At 68.4% G+C, this 20,609-nt stretch carries 23 protein-coding genes; 17 read left to right on the forward strand and 6 right to left on the reverse strand.

What is annotated here, in order from left to right:
- The first annotated feature begins 161 nt into the window (after nucleotides 1–161).
- The 4 genes from LZK98_RS03180 (at nucleotide 162) to LZK98_RS03195 (ending at nucleotide 1,888) form a co-directional block, all read left to right on the forward strand.
- A complete protein-coding gene (locus LZK98_RS03180; protein ID WP_233784907.1) occupies nucleotides 162–467 on the forward strand; it encodes a hypothetical protein in 306 nt (101 codons plus the stop codon).
- Nucleotides 468–479: 12 nt separating this feature from the next.
- On the forward strand, nucleotides 480–1,040 hold the full coding sequence (locus LZK98_RS03185; protein ID WP_233784908.1) for a TMEM165/GDT1 family protein: 561 nt from the start codon (nucleotides 480–482) through the stop codon (nucleotides 1,038–1,040).
- 100 nt (nucleotides 1,041–1,140) lie between these two features.
- Nucleotides 1,141–1,635, forward strand: coding sequence for a Dps family protein (locus tag LZK98_RS03190; protein ID WP_233784909.1), 495 nt, complete (start codon nucleotides 1,141–1,143; stop codon nucleotides 1,633–1,635).
- 67 nt (nucleotides 1,636–1,702) lie between these two features.
- Nucleotides 1,703–1,888: a DUF1328 domain-containing protein gene (locus LZK98_RS03195; protein ID WP_233784910.1), complete on the forward strand. Its 186-nt coding sequence runs from the start codon at nucleotides 1,703–1,705 to the stop codon at nucleotides 1,886–1,888.
- Here the strand turns inward: LZK98_RS03195 and LZK98_RS03200 are convergent.
- Nucleotides 1,885–2,721: a metallophosphoesterase gene (locus LZK98_RS03200; RefSeq protein WP_233784911.1), complete on the reverse strand. Its 837-nt coding sequence runs from the start codon at nucleotides 2,719–2,721 to the stop codon at nucleotides 1,885–1,887. The genes LZK98_RS03195 and LZK98_RS03200 overlap by 4 nt on opposite strands.
- A 48-nt stretch (nucleotides 2,722–2,769) precedes the next feature.
- Here LZK98_RS03200 and LZK98_RS03205 point away from each other — a divergent pair, with 48 nt between their 5' ends.
- Nucleotides 2,770–4,344, forward strand: a complete 1,575-nt coding sequence (locus LZK98_RS03205; RefSeq protein WP_233784912.1) for a cisplatin damage response ATP-dependent DNA ligase — start codon at nucleotides 2,770–2,772, stop codon at nucleotides 4,342–4,344.
- A gap of 166 nt (nucleotides 4,345–4,510) precedes the next feature.
- Complete coding sequence (locus LZK98_RS03210) at nucleotides 4,511–5,344, forward strand: DMT family transporter (protein ID WP_233784913.1); 834 nt, start codon at nucleotides 4,511–4,513, stop codon at nucleotides 5,342–5,344.
- Nucleotides 5,345–5,588: 244 nt separating this feature from the next.
- On the opposite strand, the gene LZK98_RS03215 is transcribed toward LZK98_RS03210, so the two are convergent.
- Complete coding sequence (locus tag LZK98_RS03215; protein WP_233784914.1) at nucleotides 5,589–6,419, reverse strand: glutaminyl-peptide cyclotransferase; 831 nt, start codon at nucleotides 6,417–6,419, stop codon at nucleotides 5,589–5,591.
- Between the two features lie 74 nt (nucleotides 6,420–6,493).
- Nucleotides 6,494–7,240 (reverse strand): cold-shock protein, encoded by a 747-nt coding sequence (locus LZK98_RS20590; RefSeq protein WP_319937529.1) that lies wholly within the window; start codon nucleotides 7,238–7,240, stop codon nucleotides 6,494–6,496.
- Nucleotides 7,241–7,449: 209 nt separating this feature from the next.
- Between LZK98_RS20590 and LZK98_RS03230 the strand changes: the two genes are divergently transcribed.
- From LZK98_RS03230 to rpoN, 6 genes are all read left to right on the forward strand, one after another.
- Complete coding sequence (locus tag LZK98_RS03230) at nucleotides 7,450–8,250, forward strand: TerC family protein (RefSeq protein ID WP_233784915.1); 801 nt, start codon at nucleotides 7,450–7,452, stop codon at nucleotides 8,248–8,250.
- A 58-nt stretch (nucleotides 8,251–8,308) separates the two neighbouring features.
- On the forward strand, nucleotides 8,309–8,929 hold the full coding sequence (locus LZK98_RS03235; RefSeq protein ID WP_233784916.1) for a ribonuclease D: 621 nt from the start codon (nucleotides 8,309–8,311) through the stop codon (nucleotides 8,927–8,929).
- Between the two features lie 17 nt (nucleotides 8,930–8,946).
- Nucleotides 8,947–9,585: an LPS export ABC transporter periplasmic protein LptC gene (lptC, locus tag LZK98_RS03240; RefSeq protein WP_233784917.1), complete on the forward strand. Its 639-nt coding sequence runs from the start codon at nucleotides 8,947–8,949 to the stop codon at nucleotides 9,583–9,585.
- Nucleotides 9,582–10,142 carry an LptA/OstA family protein gene (locus tag LZK98_RS03245; RefSeq protein ID WP_233784918.1) on the forward strand — a complete coding sequence of 187 codons (561 nt, stop codon included), beginning with the start codon at nucleotides 9,582–9,584 and terminating at the stop codon, nucleotides 10,140–10,142. Before lptC ends, LZK98_RS03245 begins: the two co-directional genes overlap by 4 nt.
- A 122-nt stretch (nucleotides 10,143–10,264) precedes the next feature.
- Entirely contained in the window at nucleotides 10,265–11,044 is a 780-nt protein-coding gene (gene lptB, locus LZK98_RS03250) for an LPS export ABC transporter ATP-binding protein (RefSeq protein ID WP_233784919.1), read from the forward strand.
- Nucleotides 11,045–11,075: 31 nt separating this feature from the next.
- A complete protein-coding gene (gene rpoN, locus LZK98_RS03255) occupies nucleotides 11,076–12,575 on the forward strand; it encodes an RNA polymerase factor sigma-54 (RefSeq protein ID WP_233784920.1) in 1,500 nt (499 codons plus the stop codon).
- 103 nt (nucleotides 12,576–12,678) lie between these two features.
- On the opposite strand, the gene LZK98_RS03260 is transcribed toward rpoN, so the two are convergent.
- From LZK98_RS03260 to LZK98_RS03270, 3 genes are all read right to left on the reverse strand, one after another.
- Nucleotides 12,679–13,380 (reverse strand): DUF899 family protein, encoded by a 702-nt coding sequence (locus LZK98_RS03260; protein WP_233784921.1) that lies wholly within the window; start codon nucleotides 13,378–13,380, stop codon nucleotides 12,679–12,681.
- A gap of 67 nt (nucleotides 13,381–13,447) precedes the next feature.
- Nucleotides 13,448–13,645: a hypothetical protein gene (locus tag LZK98_RS03265; RefSeq protein WP_233784922.1), complete on the reverse strand. Its 198-nt coding sequence runs from the start codon at nucleotides 13,643–13,645 to the stop codon at nucleotides 13,448–13,450.
- A gap of 94 nt (nucleotides 13,646–13,739) precedes the next feature.
- Nucleotides 13,740–14,738, reverse strand: a complete 999-nt coding sequence (locus LZK98_RS03270; RefSeq protein ID WP_233784923.1) for a ligase-associated DNA damage response exonuclease — start codon at nucleotides 14,736–14,738, stop codon at nucleotides 13,740–13,742.
- 51 nt (nucleotides 14,739–14,789) lie between these two features.
- On the opposite strand from LZK98_RS03270, the gene LZK98_RS03275 reads away from it, so the two are divergent.
- The 5 genes from LZK98_RS03275 (at nucleotide 14,790) to LZK98_RS03295 (ending at nucleotide 20,605) form a co-directional block, all read left to right on the forward strand.
- Entirely contained in the window at nucleotides 14,790–15,479 is a 690-nt protein-coding gene (locus tag LZK98_RS03275; protein WP_233784924.1) for a hypothetical protein, read from the forward strand.
- A 59-nt stretch (nucleotides 15,480–15,538) separates the two neighbouring features.
- Nucleotides 15,539–15,742 carry a hypothetical protein gene (locus LZK98_RS03280; protein WP_233784925.1) on the forward strand — a complete coding sequence of 68 codons (204 nt, stop codon included), beginning with the start codon at nucleotides 15,539–15,541 and terminating at the stop codon, nucleotides 15,740–15,742.
- Between the two features lie 58 nt (nucleotides 15,743–15,800).
- Nucleotides 15,801–17,111, forward strand: a complete 1,311-nt coding sequence (locus LZK98_RS03285) for a hypothetical protein (RefSeq protein ID WP_233784926.1) — start codon at nucleotides 15,801–15,803, stop codon at nucleotides 17,109–17,111.
- Between the two features lie 135 nt (nucleotides 17,112–17,246).
- Nucleotides 17,247–19,583, forward strand: a complete 2,337-nt coding sequence (locus LZK98_RS03290) for a ligase-associated DNA damage response DEXH box helicase (RefSeq protein ID WP_233786495.1) — start codon at nucleotides 17,247–17,249, stop codon at nucleotides 19,581–19,583.
- Nucleotides 19,584–19,624: 41 nt separating this feature from the next.
- The gene (locus LZK98_RS03295) at nucleotides 19,625–20,605 is read left to right on the forward strand and encodes a retroviral-like aspartic protease family protein (RefSeq protein ID WP_233784927.1); all 981 of its coding nucleotides are present in this window, start codon (nucleotides 19,625–19,627) and stop codon (nucleotides 20,603–20,605) included.
- Nucleotides 20,606–20,609: the final 4 nt, after the last annotated feature.

The raw sequence follows: 20,609 nt of genomic DNA on the forward strand, positions 1-20,609 counted from the left end.
CAGCGGAAAAAGAAAGCGGCGCGCCCCGCTTGAGAGCCGCCGCGACAGACGCGGGCGCATGGCGGATGACGGCGCGCTTGTCAAGCCGCGAGGCGCTTTACGCAGCCTTAACCATGATCGCGCCAGAGTGACGCGGGGACCTTCCCCTGAAGGAATGGCGCATGGCCGATGGTGTCCGCTTGGAACTGGTTTCGCGCATCGACGCGATCGGTCGGCGCCTCCCGCAGCTGGGCCCGGCCGACCTCGCCGCCGAGCTCGAGCAGGTCCGCCGCCTTGCCGCGGCAGAGGGGATCGGGGCGGCAATCGCCGTCGTCCACGCGCTCGATTCGGCCCTGGCACGCGGCGAGCGCGGCCCGCTGATCCGCGGCTGGCTGGCGATCCTGCGCGACGCGATCGATTGCGATATGCCGGACGCGCGCGCCTGCGAGACCTTCGCCGCCGTCTGCAGCGTGCGCCTGACCGCCTGATTCGCTGCGACGATGGACACGCTCCTTCCCGCCCTTGTCGCGGCGCTGCTGGCCGGCATCGGCGACCGGCCAGCCTGGCTGGCGGCACGGATGGGGCGGAAATATCGGCCGGCGGGACTCGTCCTCGCCGCCGCGGTGCTGGCTCATGCCCTCGCCGCAGCGATCGCGGTGGCTGGCGGATGGCTGGTGGCGCCCCTGCTCACGCCCAATGCCAAGGCGCTGCTGCTTGCGCTGACGCTGATCCTGGCCGGTATCGGCGCAACGCTCCGTGCACGACCGACGCGGGAGCAGGGTTGCATCCGCGGGCCCGTCACCGCCTTCGCCGGTATGGCGAGTGCGGCGGCGGGCGACCGGGCCACCTTCATCACCTTCGCCCTCGCCGCCTGGGGTGCGCAGCCGGTGCTGGCCGGTGTCGGCATGATGCTGGCCTCGGCTGCGCTCGCTGCGGCGGCGATCAGCCTCGGCAGCGAAGGCTGGCGGGCGCTCCCCCTCCGGCCGCTCTCGATCACGGGCGGTGTGATCCTGCTGCTCGCGGGAATCATCATCGGTCTCGGCGGACTGCGGCTGATCTAGCCCCTCGATCTCCGTCATCGAAGCGTTTCGTCTCGGCATCCGGGAGCCAATCCTCTAGGGGATCGTTCCTCACGCGAACCGATTCCAGACGGAGACAAACATGGCCAACCCCGCACCGCTCGCGACCCCGACCGACCTCAACCGCAACGACACCAAGAGCGTGGCCGACGCGCTCAACAGCGCGCTCGCCGACAGCTATGCGCTCTACCTCAAGACCAAGAACTTCCACTGGCACGTGTCGGGCCCGCATTTCCGCGACTATCACCTGCTGCTCGACGACCAGGCGACCGAGATCCTGGGCGCCACCGACGAGATCGCCGAGCGCGTGCGCAAGATCGGCAACACCACGCTGCGCTCGATCGGCGACATCGCGCGGCGCCAGACGATCAAGGACAACGACAAGGACTTCGTCGCTCCGGCCGACATGCTCGCCGAACTGCGCGACGACAATCTCAAACTGGTCGAGAGCTTCCGCACGGTGAAGGATGCCGCGGACGCGGCCAAGGACAACGCCACCAGCGGGATCGTCGACGACTGGACCGACCAGGCCGAGCGGCGCGCCTGGTTCCTGTTCGAGGCCAGCCGGAAAGCCTGATCCGCGCCGGAACCATCGCCCGCCGCCGGGCGCTTAGCTGGACACAATCTCGATAGGAGAGTGAGCCATGCTTCGTTGGGCGATCATCTTCCTGGTGGCGGGTTTGGTGCTCGCCGCGCTCGGTTTCGGCGGGATCGGCGGCGCGTTCGTCGGCATCGCCAAGATCCTGTTCTTCATCGCGATCGCGGTGTTCGTCGTGCTGCTGGTGCTGGGCCTGATGGCCGGCCGCGGCGTCAAGAACGCGATCGACTAGCGTCCGCCTGGCCCGACCGTCAGCAGCCACAGGTCGGGCGGCGCACCGAAGCGGAGCGGGACCACGCTGGTCCCGACTCCGCCGGTGACGACGATCGTGTTCCGCCCCTCGCGGATCACCCCGCACAGATAGCGATTCCCATAGCGCGACGGCACGCTGATCGGGCCCCACCAGGGGAGGACGGCCTGCCCGCAATGCGTATGCCCCGCCAGCAGCACCCCGCCCCCCGGCGGCAGTTCCGCCGCGACGTCGGGCGAATGCGTCAGCATGAGCGGCGCGCCCTTCACCCGGTGAAAGGCGGCGAGCACGGCGGGCAGCGAATCATGGCCGGTATGCGCATCGCCGATCCCGATGATCGCGAGCGGCCCGCGCGCGACCGCGCCATTCTCCACCACGGTCACCCTCGCCTGCTCGAGCGCGGTCCGCACGGCGACGGGATCGGTCCAATGATCGTGATTGCCGAGCACCGCGACCACGCCCAGCCGCGCCCGCAACCCCGAGAGCGGTCCGGTCAGGCGCGCTGCATAGCGGCGCCCATCCTCCGGATCGTGCCCCGCCACGAAATCGCCGGCCAGCAGCACCAGATCGGGCCGGAGCGCATTCACCTGCGCGACGATCCGCCGCAGCCGGCCGTCGTCGGTCACCGAGCTGCCGATATGGATATCGCTGAGCAGCGCCACCGTCACCGGCGCGGCGCCATCCGGCCAGCGCGGCAGCTCGATCGTCGCGCGGCGCACGATCGGATCGGCGCGGGCGCCCAGCCAGCCCCACAGGAACAGCCCGGCGGCGACCACCAGCCCGAAGGCGCCCAGCTTCAGCAGACGACGCAGCATCGCGGCTGCCTAGCGGAACTCTCCGGCCAAGCCCATGTTGCATGCGTCATGCGCGCCTTCGCCGACCTGCTCGATCGCCTGATCTACACGCGCTCGCGCAACGCCAAGCTCAAGCTGATCGGCGACTATCTCCGCGCCACGCCCGATCCCGATCGCGGCTGGGCGATGGCGGCGCTGACCGGCGAGCTCGACCTGCCGGCGGTCAAGCCCGCGATCATTCGCGCCATGGTCGACGAGCGGGTCGATCCGGTGCTGTTCCGCATGAGCCGCGACTTCGTCGGCGATTCGGCCGAGACGATCGCGCTGATCTGGCCCGAGCCGGAGGTGCCGGCGATCGGCGAGCCGCTGCGCTTGGCGGACGCGATCGAGCGGCTCGGCCACCTGTCGCGCTCCGACACGCCGGCGGTGCTGGGCGCGATGCTCGACCGGCTCGAGGCCGACGAGCGGTTCGCGCTGCTCAAGCTCGCCACCGGCGCGCTGCGCGTCGGCGTCTCCGCGCGGCTCGCCAAGACCGCGCTCGCCGAGGCCTTCGGGGTCGACGTCGATGCGGTCGAGGAGGTGTGGCACGGCCTCGCGCCGCCTTACACTGCGCTGTTCGACTGGGTCGAAGGACGGGCGGAGCAGCCGACGGCGGCGAACGTGCCGGTCTTCCGCCCGTTCATGCTCGCGCATCCGCTGGAGGCGCTGGAGCTCGACCTCGCCGACTATGCCGCCGAGTGGAAATGGGACGGCATCCGCACCCAGCTCGTCCATGTCGCCGGCGAGACCCGGCTCTACAGCCGCGCCGGCGACGACATCACCCATAGTTTCCCCGAGGTCGCCGCCGCCTTCCGCACGCCGGGCGTGCTCGACGGCGAGCTCCTCGTGAAGGGCGAGTTCCAGGGCGGCGAGGCGGCGAGCTTCAACGCGCTCCAGCAGCGGCTCGGGCGCAAGGCGGTGTCGGCGAGGACGCTGGCCGAATACCCCGCCTTCGTCCGGCTCTACGACATCCTGTTCGACGGACCCGAGGACCTGCGCGAGCTGCCCTGGTCGGAGCGGCGCGGGCGGCTGGAGCGGTTCGCGGGCCGGCTCGATCCCGCGAGCTTCGACGTCAGCCCGCTGATCGACGCGACCGACTTCGCGCACCTCGGCGAGATCCGCGCCGGCGCGCGCGATTCGGCGATCGAGGGCGTGATGCTGAAGCGCCGCGATTCGCCCTATGTCGCCGGCCGCCGCACCGGGCTCTGGTACAAGTGGAAGCGCGATCCGCTCACCGCCGACTGCGTGATGATGTACGCCCAGCGCGGCAACGGCCGGCGCTCGTCCTTCTATTCCGACTATACCTTCGGCTGCTGGAGCAAGGACGGCGAGCTGCTGCCGGTCGGCAAGGCCTATTCGGGCATCACCGACGAGGAACTGAAGTGGCTCGACCGCTTCGTGCGCAACCATACGGTGAACCGCTTCGGGCCGGTGCGCGAGGTCGAGAAGACGCTGGTGCTGGAGGTCGCGTTCGATTCGATCCACCTCTCGAAACGCCACAAGTCGGGCGTGGCGATGCGCTTCCCCCGCATCCACCGCATCCGCGACGACAAGCCCGCGGCCGAGGCGGATACGCTGGAAGCACTGAAACGGCTGGTGACGTAGGCTGCCGAGGTCGATCCGTCACAAATTTAATCGTCATTCCCGCGAAGGCGGGAATCCATTCTGGCTGACCGCAGTGAGACTCATCGCCTTCAGCGATAATGGATTCCCGCCTTCGCGGGAATGACGGTGGTTCAACTTCAATCGGAGAGTCTCTAGGCCGGGGGCGATGTCGCCCGCCACGCTCGCACCGCTGCTGATGATCGCTTCCGGCTCGATCCATGCCGTTGTCAATGCGATCCTCAAAGGCGGGAAGGATCGCGCCGCCGGGCGCGCGATGATCGACGGATCGAGCGCGGTGCTGATGTTGCCGGCGCTGCTGTTCGTGCCGTCGCCGGGCGAGGGCTGGAGCTGGCTCGCCGCCTCCGCAGCGCTCCACGGCCTCTACCTCTATGCGCTGGTGCGTGCGTTCGACGTCAGCGATTTCTCCGCGGCCTATCCGATCCTGCGCGGCACGGCGCCGCTGGTCACCGCCGCCGTCTCGCTCGGGCTGTTCCGCGAGCCCGCCAGCGCGCAGGAGATCGCCGGCATCGCCGTATTGGGCGTCGCGATGTTCGTGATGGTCGCCGGCCGCCACATCGGCCGCGAGGGGCTCGGCTGGGCGCTGCTCACCGGCCTCACCATCGCCGGTTATACCGTGATCGACGCCCAGGGCGTGCGCGCCGCGCCGAGCCCGTGGAGCTACATCGCCTGGCTGTTCGTGGTGATGGGCGCCGTGGTGGTGACGATGTTCGGCCTGCTGTCGCGTGGGGCAATGTTCCGCGCGGCGCGGGCGCAATGGCGCCCCGGCCTCGCCGCAGGTGCGCTGTCGATCGTCACCTACGGCCTGGCGCTCACCGCCTTCTCGCTCGGCCCCACCGCACCGCTCGCGGCGCTGCGCGAGACCGGCATGGTCACCGCGCTGGCGATCGCGACGCTGGTGCTGAAGGAGCGCGTGACGCCCGGCCGCACCGCGGGCGTGCTCGGCATCCTCGCCGGCGCGGCGCTGATCCTGACGGCTTAGGTTGAATCGACATCTGAGGTTCCGAGCCTTCTGGCCCCTTTCCAACCGTCACCCCGGCCTTGTGCCGGGGTCCACCGGGAAGCAAGGACTGGACGAGAGGCTCAAGCACAGCCCGTGAGGCGCGGTGGACCCCGGCACAAGGCCGGGGTGACGAAGGGGCCCCGATCTACCTATGACTTTCGTGACCTTCGACGGATTTCCGCGGGTTTCCGGCGCCTGCCCTGGCCCGCAACCAGCCCCGGCTTCAGCGCGCCGCCACCCCGACCGAATCGACGATCCGCACCTCGAACAAGGTCGGCCACAGCTTGCCGGTGACGAACAGCCGCTGATGGTCCGCGTCCCAGGCGATGCCGTTCAGCACCGCGTCGACGTTCTTGGCGCCCACCTCCTCGACCAGCGGCCGCGCGTCGATCACGCGGGTGACATGGCCGGTCGCAGGGTCGATCTCGACGATGAAGCCGCTCATCCAGACGTTGGCGAGCAGCTTGCCGCCGACCATCTCCAGCTCGTTGAGCCGGGGAAGCGGCTTGCCGGCCAGCGTCACCGCGATTCGCCGGCGCTCGGTGAAGCGCTCGGGATCGAGCACGCGCAGGGTGGGCGTGCCGTCGGAGAGGATCAGGCCCTCGGGCGCGGTCGTCAGTCCCCAGCCTTCGCCGGGATAGCGGAAGTCGTCGCCCGCCCGCTTCAGCGAATCGAGCCGCCAGCGGTGGGCGATGCCGTTCTTCCAGGTGAGGCTGATCAGCGTCGACTTCCACAGCGCCAGCCCCTCGCCGAACTGGCCGGCCGGGATCGGGGTATGCGCCAGCACGCGCCCGTCGGCGAGCGACACCCGCCGCACCTCGGAGCGGTCCTCGCCGGTGCTCTCGTAGAGCGCGCCGTCGTGCCACAGCAGCCCCTGGGTGAAGGCGGTCGAATCGTGCGGATAGCGCGCCACCACCTCCAGCGTCGCCACCGGTACGGCGGGCGGTGCGGCGGGCGGAGGTACGGCATCCTGCGGGGTGGCGGCGACGGGGCAGAGGGCAAGGCCGAGGGCAGGGCCGAACGGCAGCATCCAGCGTGCGATCGTGCGGATCATTGTCCCTCCACCAACGAAAACGGGCGGCGCCGCTTGCCCGGCACCGCCCGTAGCTTCGTCGCCTGAACCGGCGCTTACTGCACCGGCTGCAGGTTCACCGCGGCATGCTTGCCGCGCCGGTCGACCTCGAGCTCGAACTCGAGCCGGTCGCCCTCGTTGAGCGTCGGCAGGCCCGCACGCTCGACCGCGCTGATGTGGACGAACGCATCCGGCTGACCGTCGTCGCGCTGGATGAAGCCGAAGCCCTTCATCGCGTTGAAGAACTTGACCGTACCCGACGCCTTCTCGCCGGTCAGCTGGCGCTGCGGGCCGCCGGCCGCGGGACGGGGCCCGCGATCCTCGACCGGCAGCGGCTCGCCCTCGATCTTGAGGTCGGTCGCCGAGATGCGCCCACCGCGATCGACCAGCGTGAAGCCGAGCGGCTGGCCCTCGGCCAGACCAGTCAGGCCCGCCTGCTCGACCGCGGAGATGTGAACGAACACATCCTCGCCGCCGTCATCGCGGACGATGAAGCCGAAGCCCTTCTGTCCGTTGAAGAATTTGACGACGCCCGTCGCCTCGCCGACGACCTGCGGCGGCATTCCGCCACCGCCACCGCCACGGAAGCCACCACCGCCGCCGCCGAAACCGCCGCCGCCACCGCGGAAGCCGCCACCGCCGCCACCATAGCCGCCGCCGCCGAAGCGATCGCCACCGCCGAAGCCGCGGTCGCCGAAACCACCGCGATCGCTATAGCCGCCGTAACTCTCGTCGCCGAAGCCGTCGCGCTTGTCCTTGCCGCGCCCGCCGCGATCCCCGCGGCGCCCTCGATCAAAACTCATGACCCTGTTCGTCTTCCCGCTTCGTCCGAACTTCTGTTCAAAACCGTTGCGCCGGACGAAAAGACGCAGGTCCTCGGGCGCAGAGAAAGCGCGCCTCGGAATCACTCATAACCTAAATAACAAGCCGCTGCGAATGATTTTGTCGCAATCATGGCAGGATGGGGCGCGATCCTTGCTATCCTGTGGCAGCTTCGGCACACGAAGGGGCCATGACCGACATCCTCGCGCTCCTGACCGACCCGGCCGCCTGGGCGGCGCTCGTCACGCTGATCGTGATGGAGGTGGTGCTCGGCATCGACAACCTCATCTTCATCTCGATCCTGTCGAACAAGCTGCCGGCGCACCAGCAGCAGCGCGCGCGCCGAGTCGGGATCGGTCTCGCGCTTATCATGCGGATCGTACTGCTGCTCGGCATCTCGTGGATCGCCGGGCTGGTGACGCCGGTGTTCGATCTCGGCATCTCGGGCGCGCCGGGGCCGCATGGCGAGCCGACCTTCGAGACCGCCTTCTCCTGGCGCGACCTCATCCTGATCGCGGGCGGCCTGTTCCTGGTGTGGAAGGCGACCAAGGAGATCCATCACAATGTCTCGCACGAGGAGACGGGCGAGACGCTCGACAAGACCGGCAAGGTAGTGATGAGCTTCGGCTCGGCGATCGCGCAGATCCTGGCGCTCGACCTCGTCTTCTCGATCGATTCGATCCTGACCGCGGTCGGCATGACCGATCATGTGCCGATCATGATCGTCGCCGTGGTGGTGGCGGTCGGCGTGATGCTGTTCGCCGCCGATCCGCTCGCCAACTTCATCCACCGCAACCCCACGGTGGTGATGCTGGCGCTGGGCTTTCTGCTGATGATCGGCGCGGTGCTGATCGCCGACGGCTTCGGCGTGCATGTGCCCAAGGGCTATATCTACACCGCCATGGCCTTTTCGGCGGGGGTCGAGATCCTCAACATCGTCGCCCGCCGGCGCCGCGAGGCGAAGAAGGCGGTCCGCGAGTCGCTCCACTGACGCCCGGCGCGCGAGCGAGGCGGTTGAGCGGCCGGCAAGGGAAGGCTAGGGCGCGGCGATGACCGTTCATTTCCACGAGGAAGACCTTCCCGCCGGCGTGTTCGCGCCGGGCGCCGCCATTGCCGTCGACACCGAGACGATGGGCCTGATCACCCCCCGCGACCGGCTGTGCGTCGTGCAGCTCTCCGACGGCGGCGGCGACGAGCATCTCGTCCGCTTCAAGCCGGGCAGCGACTATGCCGCACCCAACCTCAAGGCGGTGCTCGCCGATCCTGAGCGGCTCAAGCTCTATCACTTCGCCCGCTTCGATCTGGCCGCGATCAAATATTATCTCGGGGTGGTGGCGGCGCCGGTCTATTGCACCAAGATTGCCTCGCGCCTGGTGCGCACCTACACCGACCGCCACGGCCTCAAGGACTTGGTGCGCGAGCTGCTCGGGCAGGAAATCTCCAAGGCGCAGCAGTCGTCCGATTGGGGCGGCCCCGAGCTGTCGGACGCGCAGCGCGACTATGCCGCGTCCGACGTGCGTTATCTCCACGCGATGCGGGCCGAGCTCGACACCCGCCTCGCCCGCGAGGGTCGCACCGCGCTGGCCCAGGCCTGTTTCGACTTCCTGCCGCATCGCGCCGAGCTCGACCTCGCCGGCTGGCCGGAGATCGACATCTTCGCCCACATCTAGGGAGGCGGCGTCCCCTCGTGTCCGACATCGCCCGCAGCACCCGTTCGCAGAACCAGCGCTGGGCGGCGCCCGGCAGCCGGCACGATCGGCTGATCGCGGTGCTGCAGGTGGTGCTGCCGATCGGGATCGGCGTCCTCACCGCCTTCCTGGTGATGGCGCCGCTGTTCACGGGGGGCGACGTCAGCTTCGTGCTCGACAAGAACAAGGTCGCCGTCGCCAAGGAGCGGCTCAAGCTCCAGACCGCGCGCTATCGCGGCCAGGATACGAAAGGACGCGAGTTCCAGATCACCGCGGGCGAGGCGGTGCAGAAGAGCGCGGCCGAGCCGATCGTGCAGCTCTACGACCTCGCCGCCTCGATCGAGCTGCAGGACGGCCCTGCCCAGATCGTCGCCGATCGCGGGCGCTACGACATGAGCAACCAGCGCGTCGCGATCGACGGGCCGATCCGCTTCACCGCCGCCGACGGCTATGTGCTCGGCACCCGCGACGCCACCGTCGACCTCAGGAACCGCAAGCTGGAGAGCGGCAGCGCCGTCAGCGGCACGACGCCGCTCGGCACCTTCAGCGGCGACCGGCTGACGGCGGACCTCGAAGCGCGCACCGTCGCCCTCAAAGGCAATGCGCGCTTGCGGATCGTGCCGAAGCGCGCGAAATGAGCGGCGTGACGCGCACTTTCCTCCTCGCACCACCGCTGCTTGCCCTGGCGCTGCTCGCGCTCGCCGGCCCTGCGCCAGCGCAGAATCGCCATGATTCGACCGCGCCGATCGACTTCGACGCCGGCTATATGGAGCTGCAGGACAAGGCGAACCGCGCGATCCTGTCGGGCGGCGTCGTCGTGCGCCAGGCCGAGATGACGCTGAATGCCGCGCGCATGACCGTCGCCTATACCGGACAGATCACCGACGGATCCCCGCAGGCGTCGCGGATCGACGCCGCGGGCGGGGTCACCGTCACCCGGCCGGACCAGCGCGCGCGCTCGCAATATGCGGTCTACGACCTCAACAAGCGCCAGATCACGATGCTGGGCGGCGTCACGCTGAACCAGGGCGGCAACACGCTGAACGGCGGGCGGCTGGTGATCAACCTCGACACCGGCCGCGCGGTGCTCGACGGCTCGGGAGTCGCCGGGCAGGTCAAGGCGCCGGACGGCACCGTCACCCGCTCCGGCGGGCGCGTCACCGGCCGCTTCACCGTGCCGAAGCGCAACCAATAACCGCTTCGCCGCGATTCCGCTTCCCCTCGGCGCCGCAGTGCGGCAAAAGGGCCATGCATGAATCCTGCCAACTGCTTGTGCGGTGAGGGTTCGCCAACCATGTCGTGCGAGCAGAGCCAGCCATGAACGACGTCGCCACTCTCGACCGCAAGGGAGACGTGCTCCCGCCCGAGGAGACCAGCAACGGCCTGTCGGTGATCTCGATCGCCAAGGCCTATGACAAGCGCGTGGTGCTGTCGGACGTGTCGCTGACGGTCGGCCACGGCGAGGTCATCGGCCTGCTCGGCCCCAACGGTGCCGGCAAGACCACCTGCTTCTATTCGGTGATGGGGCTGGTGAAGCCCGATTCGGGCCGCATCACGCTCGACGGCGACGACATCACCGGCCTGCCGATGTACCGCCGCGCGATCCTGGGGCTCGGCTATCTGCCGCAGGAAACCTCGATCTTCCGCGGCCTCTCGGTCGAGAAGAACATCCTCGCGGTGCTCGAGCTCTCCGAGCCGGACAAGGCGATGCGCCAGCAGCGGCTCGACCAGCTGCTCGACGAATTCGGCCTGACCCGGCTTCGCGACGCGCCGGCGATGGCGCTGTCGGGCGGCGAGCGCCGCCGCGCCGAGATCGCCCGCGCGCTCGCCGCCGATCCCACCATCATGCTGCTCGACGAGCCGTTCGCCGGCATCGACCCGATCTCGATCTCCGACATCCGCGACCTGGTGAAGGAGCTCAAGAACCGCGGTATCGGCGTGCTCATCACCGACCATAATGTCCGCGAGACGCTCGACATCGTCGACCGGGCCTACATCATCTACGACGGCCGGGTGCTCTTCACCGGCTCGCCCGAGGAGCTGGTGGCGGACGCCAATGTGCGGCGGCTCTACCTCGGCGAAGGCTTCGAGCTCTGAGGTGATGGCCGTGCTCGTGCCAGGCTGACCCATGTCCCTCGCGCCCCGCCTCGATCTTCGTCAGTCCCAGTCGCTGGTGATGACGCCGCAGCTCCAGCAGGCGATCCGCCTGCTCGCGCTGTCGAACCTGGAGATCGAAGGCTTCATCGCCGAGGAGATCGAGAAGAACCCGCTGCTCGAAGCCGGCGGCAGCGAGCCCGGCGAAGCGCCGGAGCCCGCCGAGCCGGCGGTCGAACGCACCGAGCCGGCCACTGCCGACGAACTGGTGACCGACGGCGGCGCGGCGACCGGCGAGAGCCTCGACGTCGATTTCGCGGCGGAGACGTTCCATCACGATTCGCCGACCGATTCGATCGGCGGGCTCGACGGCGGGCTCGGCCTCGGCGGCACAGCGGGCGGAGCGATGCCGGAGGACGGGCCGGACCTCGACGGCTTCGGCAATCCCGAGACCGGGCTCCACGACCATCTGCTCGCCCAGGCCGGCGCCAGCTTCGATCCCGGCGACCTGTTCGTGGCGACGCATCTCATCGACCAGATCGACGAGGCGGGCTACCTCACCGTCCCGCTGCTCGACATCGCCAACCGCCTCAACGTGCCGCTCGCGCGGATCGAGGCCGTGCTGGCGGTGGTCCAGACGTTCGATCCCACCGGAGTGGGTGCGCGCAACCTCGGCGAATGCCTCGCGCTCCAGGCGAAGGAGGTCGACCGCTACGATCCCTGCATGGCGGCGCTGATCGACAATCTCGACCTGCTCGCCCGCGGCGAGATCGCGCGCTTGAAGCGCATCTGCGGCGTCGACGACGAGGACATGGCCGACATGATCCGCGAGCTGCGCGGATACGACCCCAAGCCCGGCTGCCGCTACGGCGGCGAGGCGGTGCCGGCGGTGGTGCCCGACATCTTCGTCGCGCCGCGCGGCGGTGGCTGGGCGGTCGAGATCAACTCGGCGACGCTGCCGCGCGTGCTCGTCAACCGCAGCTATTATGCCGAGCTCGCCGGCGCGCATGGCGACAAGGCGTCGAAAAGCTGGCTTTCCGACTGCCTCGCCAGCGCCAATTGGCTGGTGAAGGCCCTCGACCAGCGCCAGCGCACGATCATCAAGGTCGCGGCCGAGATCGTGAAGCAGCAGGACGGCTTCTTCCGCCACGGCGTCGCGCACCTCCGCCCGCTGACGCTCCGTCAGGTCGCCGACGCGATCGAGATGCACGAATCGACGGTGAGCCGCGTCACCTCGAACAAATATCTGTCCTGCGCGCGGGGGCTGTTCGAGCTCAAATATTTCTTCACCTCGGCGATCCAGTCCGCCGACGGCGGCGAGGCGGTGTCGGCCGAGGCGGTCAAGTCGGCGATCAAGGCGCTGATCGCGGCGGAGGACCCCAAGGCGATCCTCTCCGACGACACGTTGGTCGACATGCTCAAGGACAAGGGCTTCGACATCGCCCGCCGCACCGTTGCCAAATACCGCGAGGCGATGGGGATCGGCAGCTCGGTCCAGCGCCGCCGGCAGAAAGCGCTGGAGGGGGTGGGCTGACCTCTATTCCGTCACCCCGGCGAAGGCCGGGGTCCACCGCGCCACTAGCCGGAGCGTTCGCGGCTCCGTGGATGCCGGAACAAGCCCGGCATGACGAAAGGGCTCAATACTCCAGCTGCGCATACCAATCGGGCTTCCGTCCGTTCGGCGTGGTATCGAGCACGTTCCATAGCGGGATCATCTCGGGGCTCCCGCGCGGATCCTGACCCGGGTCCTGCGTCCCGCCGAGCTCTCCGCTCCAGAAATGGCGGATCGTGCCGTCGGCGTCCCTGGTGAACACGTCGTACGACGGCCAGTCCGCCCCGTCGTGCCAGGCATGATGGTCGCGGCCGAATTGTTCGGTCGGGTCCGAATAAAGCGGCAGGTTCCGCCAGCCGCGCTCCTCGGCGAAGGCGTGCATCCGCTCGACCGGCGAGCGTGCGATCACCGCGAGCGCGACGTTCTGTCGGATGTCGGCGGCATTGGCGGCGAGCGGGCCCAGGAAGGCGGTGCACATCGGACACGGCCGCTCGCGCTCGGGCCCGAACATCCAGCAATAGGTGACGAGCGTGTCCTTGCCCTCGAACAGGTCGGCCAGCATGGCGGGACCGTCCCTCCCCTCGAACCTGTAGTCCTTCGTCACCACCGGCGCCTGTGGCAGCGCCCGGCGCTGCACCGCCACCCGCTCGATGTGCCGGCGCAGCTCGATCTCCTCGGCAAGCAGGGCGATCCGCGCGCGCCGATAGGCGTCGCTCTCGCCAGGGTAGGGCAAGTGATTCCGCTCCGCCAGCGCCGGCGCGGGAGCCAGTCCTTCCGAATCGGCCATCGGTCCTCTCCTTATGGGGCGATCATACGCGGTCGAGGTCGTGAACCATACGGCCGACATTGGGTGGTTAGCCGCCGCCCCTTGTCGAGCGCCCCTTTTGAGCAACCCACGTCGCCACCGTCAGCAGCCCGGCCAGCCACGCCACCAACATACCGCCAACGAACACGACGCCCGATATCGTGCCGTAGCCGAGAGGTGCGGTGGCGAAAGCGGATAGGACCGCAAAAATCATGATCCAGATACCTATCATGATCCCGTGCTTCACCCTGTCGTCCTCCATCTCAGGCGAGCTTCACCGTAACTCCGAATGTTCGCAATAAGGATGTTAGCCGACGAGGGGCTTTTTATGTGTCTACAGCCTAATCATCCTCGTCCTCATAGCCGACCAGCTCGAGCGCGCGGGCCTTGATCTGGTTGGTCGCGCACCAGTGGACCAGCGCCTCCTCGCGCCCATGCGTCACCCACACCTCGCGCGGCCGCACTTCGCGGATCGTCGCGGTGAGCTCGTCCCAGTCGGCATGGTCGGAAAGGATCAGCGGCAGCTCCACGTTGCGCTGGCGGGCGCGCTGGCGGACGGTCATCCAGCCGGAAGCCATCGCGGTGATTGGATCGGGCAGGCGCCGCGACCAGCGGTCGTTGAGCGCTCCCGGCGGTGCGATCACGATCCGGCCCATCAGCTCGGCCTTCGCCGCGCCGGTCGCCGGCCGCAGTTCGCCGAGGTCGATGCCGTTGGCGACATAGAGGTCGCACAGGCGCTGCAGCGCGCCATGGAGGTAGATCGGATCGTCGAACCCCATCACCCTGAGCTCGCGGATCACCCGCTGCGCCTTGCCGAGCGCATAGGCGCCGACCAGCACGCACCGCTCCGGATTGGCGCGCAGCACCGTCAGCAGCTTGTCGATCTCGTCGCGCGTCTCGGGATGGCGGAAGACGGGAAGGGCGAAGGTCGCCTCGGTCACGAATACGTCGCAGGCGACCGGCTCGAAGCGCGCGCAGGTCGGGTCCTCGCGGCGCTTGTAGTCGCCCGAGACGACGATCCGCTCGCCGCGATGATCGAGCACGATCTGCGCAGATCCCAACACATGGCCGGCGGGGACGAAGCCGACGCCGACCTCGCCCAGCGTCAGCGTCTCGCCATAGGCGACCGTGCGGCCGTTCTGCGGGCCATAGCGGACCGACATGATCTCCAGCGTCTCCGCCGTCGCCCACACCTCGTCATGGCCGCCGCGCGCGTGATCGGCGTGGCCGTGCGTCACCAGCGCCCGCGCGACCGGCACCGACGGGTCGATCCAGGCGTCGGCGGCGGGCAGGTAGAGCCCGGTTGGGTGCGGTTCGATCCAGTCGCCGAGCCTTGGCATGTCGCCAATATCGCCGCGGACGCCTATCCGTTCCAGCCGGAGGAGAGATCAATGAAAGAATCGACCGACACCGAGCAACGGATCGCCCGGCTCGAACGCAGCCTCGGCCGCCATCGGGCGGGGCTCATGGCGATGGGCGTGATCGCGATCGGCCTTGCCGTCGCGGGCTTCGCGCCGACCAGGGACGTGACGCCGGACGTGATCGACGCGCATGCGCTGCGCATCGTCGATGCCGCCGGCAAGCCGCGCATCCTGATCGGCGCGCCGCCGCCCGCGGATGGCCGGGAGCGCAAGGACGCGCAGACCGCCTCGATCGTGGTGCTCGACGCCAACGGCAAGGACCGGGTGATCCTGGGCGAGGAACCCGAACCTCATCTGGCAGGCAAGAGCTATCCGCGCGTTGCCGCCGGCTACGGGCTCGTGCTGCACGACAGGGACGGATCGGAACGCGGGGCGATGAGCTGGCTCGACAATGGCCGCGGCGTCGTCGCGCTCGATCGCTCGGGCGGCGATGCGGTGGCGCTGATCGTCAACGAGCAGAGCGGCTTCGCCGGCCTCACCGTCAACTACGCCAATCCGCTCGGCAAATACGCCGAGGGCGTGCGGATCGGCACCAAAGGCGACACCGCATGGCTGTCGCTGGAGGATCGTGCGGACGGCGAGCGGGCGCGGCTTGCCGTCGAAGGAGCGGAACCACCCAAGCTGATCGCTCGTCCGGCCGGCGCGCCGCCGGCGTCGTAGGCCAGGGGGGATCGAATGGCCTGTGGCACTCGTTGACTCCATGAAAATGGAGGAACGTCATGGCCGAAGGCACGATGACAGGCCTGATGGTGATCGTCGGCCCGCTGCTGCTGCTGATCGTGATCGCCTGGGCGATGCTGCACAATCGGCGTTCGCGCGCCGAACATGCCGAGACCGAGCGCGCCACGCGCGAGCTGTACGAGGAGCAGGGCCGCGCCGACCACGTCGTGGAAACGCGGCAGAGCGCCGAGCGCGCTGATTAATCGATGTTCCACCGGAACATTTACAGGAAGGATACGGGTTCGAATCTATTGTTACGGCATGAAACTGCCGAAGTCGCTCTGGTTCTTTGTCGCCGCGGCGATAGCCTTTCTGCTGCAGCTTCTGCCGATTCCCGGCATTTTCCTGATGATATTGACGGCCTCGGCCTGGCCGGGGTTTCTCGTGAATATCGGTTTCCTCGGAATCGCTGTAGAGGCGCTGACAAGGCGTGCTTCGTTCTACTGGTTGATCGTACCGACGATATGGTTCGGGGGCTATGCGGCTGTCGCATGGCGGGATCATCTCCCGTTACAGCGATTGGAGCAGGACGTCGCCCGGCGGAACGCGTCCGCTTCGGTCGATTTCGATCCACTCCGGCAATCACTAGTGCTGGTGAGCAAGGCACGCGAGATGCCCGGATCTCCCCCTCGCGCCGGGTTGAGCCTGGACGAGCAAGAGATCGTCGCCGCCCTTTCGGCGCCAGTTATATACATTCGGGACCCGGCAACGGCGCGGTCGCAATTCTCAGGTGCAAGTCATATCGCGATTCGCACTGTCGACCGGCTTCTTTGCGATGAGATGGAGGAACCTGCGTTCCGTAACGCTGGCATTCTGACCTTTGCAATTTTCGATTTGGACGGCTCCGGCACTTCGCGAATGGAAGATCGCGATTCCCGGTTCTGCGCGCTTGGATTGCCTGAGGATCCGATCCTTCCTCCGATCGAGGTCGAGCGGTCGCAGCGCGAGAGCAGGATCGGCCTCTTACCCGTTTCAGAGATTACGGTAACGGCGACGATGCCGGACGGGACGCGTCGCCGCATGTACGGTGGCAGCGTCCATCCCCTGCCATGGTTTCCCAAGCCCATCCTTGGATGCGCCTTAGATTCCGGCGCGGCGGCATGGCGGTGTTTCGCGCACTTCTCACGCGACGATGTACCACTTTCGCCGGTGCTTGGGTCGCGGTTCGGCGGTGATGACACGGCGCCGGCGCTCGTGCAGATGCTGGGCGTTCGCCGTATCACTGCCGCTACCCGGCGCGGTGCTGACTCGTCTATGGTCCTGGCGAAAGCCCGAGCCGTTCAAGAGCACGCCATTGCCGACGCTACTGCGAAGCTCGACAAAGCGGTCGATGAAGATATGTCGGCCCCGATCGGTTACGGAGGTCTGGATGTCCTTCTGGATCGAACGGACATTATTCGTCCGAGACTGGCCTCGATCGTTGAGGCGATGGAACGGAGTGCGGCCGTGAACGGAACCGCCCGCGACAATGTTCGTCAGATGCTGGCAATGGTTAAGCGTTTGCCTCCCGAATTGGTCGAGCCCTTTCGCGAACGCATCGATGTGGTTGATCATTATGTCCGAGGGCGATGAGGCCGCCTAGCGCGTGGCGGTCCATTTCTCCATAAGCCGGCGGCTGAATTGAGTTTACGCGTGGTCGCTTTATCCCAGCCTCTCGCCGACTGGTTCGCCGCGCGCGGCTGGGCGCCGCGCCGGCATCAGCTTGAGATGCTCGCGGCAGGCCGGGCCGGGCGGCACGCGCTGCTGGTGGCGCCGACCGGGGCCGGCAAGACGCTCGCCGGCTTCCTTCCTACGCTGGCCGAGCTGATCGAGAACCCGACCGAGGAGCTCCACACCCTCTACGTCTCGCCGCTCAAGGCGCTGGCGATCGACGTGCAGCGCAACCTGCTGACGCCGATCGAGGAGATGGGCGTCCCCATCCGCGTCGAGACGCGCACCGGCGACACACCGTCCGATCGCAAGGCGCGGCAGCGCGTGCGACCGCCGCAGATTCTGCTGACCACGCCCGAGTCGCTGAGCCTGCTTCTGTCCTATCCCGATGCGCCGCGGCTGTTCGCGCATCTGAAGACGGTGGTGATCGACGAGGTCCACGCCTTCGCCACCGGCAAGCGCGGCGACCTGCTCGCCTTGAGCCTCGCGCGGCTGCAGAGCTTCGCGCCGGCGCTGCGCCGCGTCGCCCTCTCCGCGACCGTCGCTGATCCGGACGGCTATCGCGCCTGGCTCGCGCCCTGGGGCGACATCGATGCGGTGACGCTCGTCCAGGGCGAGAAGGGCGCCGATCCCGACATCGCCATCCTGCTGCCCGAGGGGAAGGTGCCCTGGTCGGGCCATTCCGGCCGCTATGCCGCGCCGCAGGTGATGGCGGAGATCGAGACGCACCGGACCACCATCGTCTTCTGCAACACCCGCGGCCTCGCCGAGCTGATCTTCCAGGATCTGTGGAAGGTGAACCGGCTGGGCCTGCCGATCGGCATCCATCACGGCAGCCTCGACCGCGAGGCGCGGCGTAAGGTCGAGCAGGCGATGGCCGACGGGCGGCTGCGCGCGCTGGTGGCGACCGCCAGCCTCGACCTCGGCGTCGACTGGGGCGACGTCGACTGCGTGATCCAGATGGGCGCGCCCAAGGGCTCGTCGCGCCTGCTCCAGCGCATCGGCCGCGCCAACCACCGGCTCGACGAGCCGTCGGAGGCGGTAGTCGTCCCCGGCAACCGCTTCGAATATCTGGAGGCGCGGGCAGCGCTCGATGCGGTCGATGCGGGGGAGCTCGACGCCGATGTGTTCCGGCCCGGCGCGCTCGACGTGCTCGCGCAGCACATCATGGCGGTGGCCTGCGCCGCGCCGTTCGATGCTGCGGCATTGCTGCAGGAGGTCCGCGCGGCATTGCCCTATTCGGCGCTGACCGACGAGACCTATGAGCGCATCCTGAATTTCATCGCCGACGGCGGCTACGCGCTGCGCGCCTATGACCGCTTCAAGCGGCTGACCAAGGGACCGGACGGGCTGTGGCGCGTCTCCCATCCCCGCTTCGTCGCGCAGCATCGGCTCAACGCCGGCATCATCGTCGAGGCGACGATGATCGAGGTCCGCTTCCGCAACGGCCGTCGTCTCGGCCGTGTCGAGGAGGCGTTCGGCGCATCGCTCTCGCCCGGCGACACCTTCTTCTTCGCCGGCCTCAGCCTGGAGGTGGAACGCATCACCGGCGAGGAGCTGATCGTCCATGCGACGTCGCGGCCGGCCCGCATCCCGAGCTACATGGGCGCGCGGCTGGCCATCTCGACGCGGCTGGCCGAGCGTGTCCGGACCTTCCTCCACGATGATCGCGAATGGGAGCGTTTCCCGGCCGACGTGCGCGAGTGGCTGGAGGTGCAACGCTATCGCTCGCGCCTGCCCGCGCCCGGCGAGCTGCTGGTCGAGACCTTCCCGCTCGAAGGGCGGCACCATATGGTCGCCTACAGCTTCGAGGGTTGGAACGCGCACCAGTCGCTCGGGATGCTGATCACGCGCCGGATGGAGGCGCAGGGGCTGAAGCCGATCGGCTTCGTCGCCAACGACTATGCGCTCGCCTGCTATGGCCTGGAGAGGATCACCGATCCTGCATCGCTGTTCTCGCCCGATATCCTCGAGCACGAGTTCGTCGACTGGGTCCAGGGCTCGGCGCTGCTCAAGCGCGCGTTCCGCGAGGTGGCGGTGATCGGCGGTCTCGTCGAGCGCCAGCATCCCGGCAAGCGCAAGACCGGCAAGCAGGTCACCTTCTCGACCGACCTCATCTACGACGTGCTGCGCAAGTACGAGCCGACGCACCTGCTGCTGCAGGCGGCGTGGGAGGATGCGCGGGCGCGCCTCACCGACGTCGGCCGCCTCGCCAGCCTGCTCGATCGGGCCGCGGGGACGATGGTGCACGTCGACCTCGACCGCGTGAGCCCGCTCGCGGTGCCCGTGCTGGTGCTGATCGGCCGCGAGAATGTCGCGCAGACCGGCACCGTCGACGACGCGCTGCTGGTCGAGGCCGAACAGCTTGCTGCACGGGCGATGCAGCTCGATTGAGCCCGATTGTAGCAATCGTAATAGAGGCGTAATATGCGCCCATGTCAGGGGTGCATTTCGCCTTGTGGCCCTTGGCCCTGCTGCTTGCGGGGACGCCTGCCGACGTGCAGCAAGCCCCGCAGCAAAATCCTCCCGAGACCCAGCTGTCGCCGGCCGAGGAGCTCGCCGCCGCGATCGTAGCGCTCGGCGAGAATCAGAACCGCATGACCGTGCCGGTCCAGATCGCCGGCGCCGGACCCTATCGGTTCATCATCGACACCGGCTCCGAACGCACCGTGATCGCGCGCGAGCTGGCGCGCAACCTCGGGCTGCCGGCGGGGCGCACCGTCAATGTGGTGGCGATGAGCGGCACCAGCCGCGTCGGCACCGTCGTCATCCCCTCGATCAACGTCAGCACCGTGCCGGACATCGGCGCGATCCACGCGCCGGCCTTGAAGGCAGTCGATCTCGGCGCGCTCGGGCTGCTCGGCATCGACACGCTGCGCGATCATCGCATCGACATCGATTTCGAGGCCGGCCAGATGAGCGTAGCGCCGTCGGTCAAGCGCAAGAAGACACCGCCGAAGCAGCCGGACGAGATCGTCGTCCGCGCCAAGAGCCTGTTCGGCCAGCTGATCGTGACCGAGGCCTCCTATGAAGGCCGCCGCATCCGCGTGATCCTCGACACCGGATCGCCGGTCAGCGTCGGCAACGGCGCGATGCTGCGCCTGGTGCGCCGGCACACGCGCGGCATCGAGCCGACGACGCTGATCAGCGCCACCGGCGGGCTGGTCCCGGCCGAGTTCGCCTATGTCGAAAATGTGCGGGTGGGCGGGATCACCTTCTCCAATATGCCGGTCGCTTTTGCCGACGTGGCGCCGTTCAAGCGGTTCGAGCTCGACGACCGTCCGGCGCTGTTCCTGGGGATGAGCACCCTCAAATCCTTCCGCCGGGTGCAGATCGACTTCGCCAACCGCGAGGTGCGCTTCCTGATGCCGCGCGACGTTGATACCCGTCCGCGCACGGCCTTCACGGCGCTTTAGGCCG

This window comes from Sphingomonas cannabina (genome assembly GCF_021391395.1).
Taxonomy (GTDB): domain Bacteria; phylum Pseudomonadota; class Alphaproteobacteria; order Sphingomonadales; family Sphingomonadaceae; genus Sphingomonas; species Sphingomonas cannabina.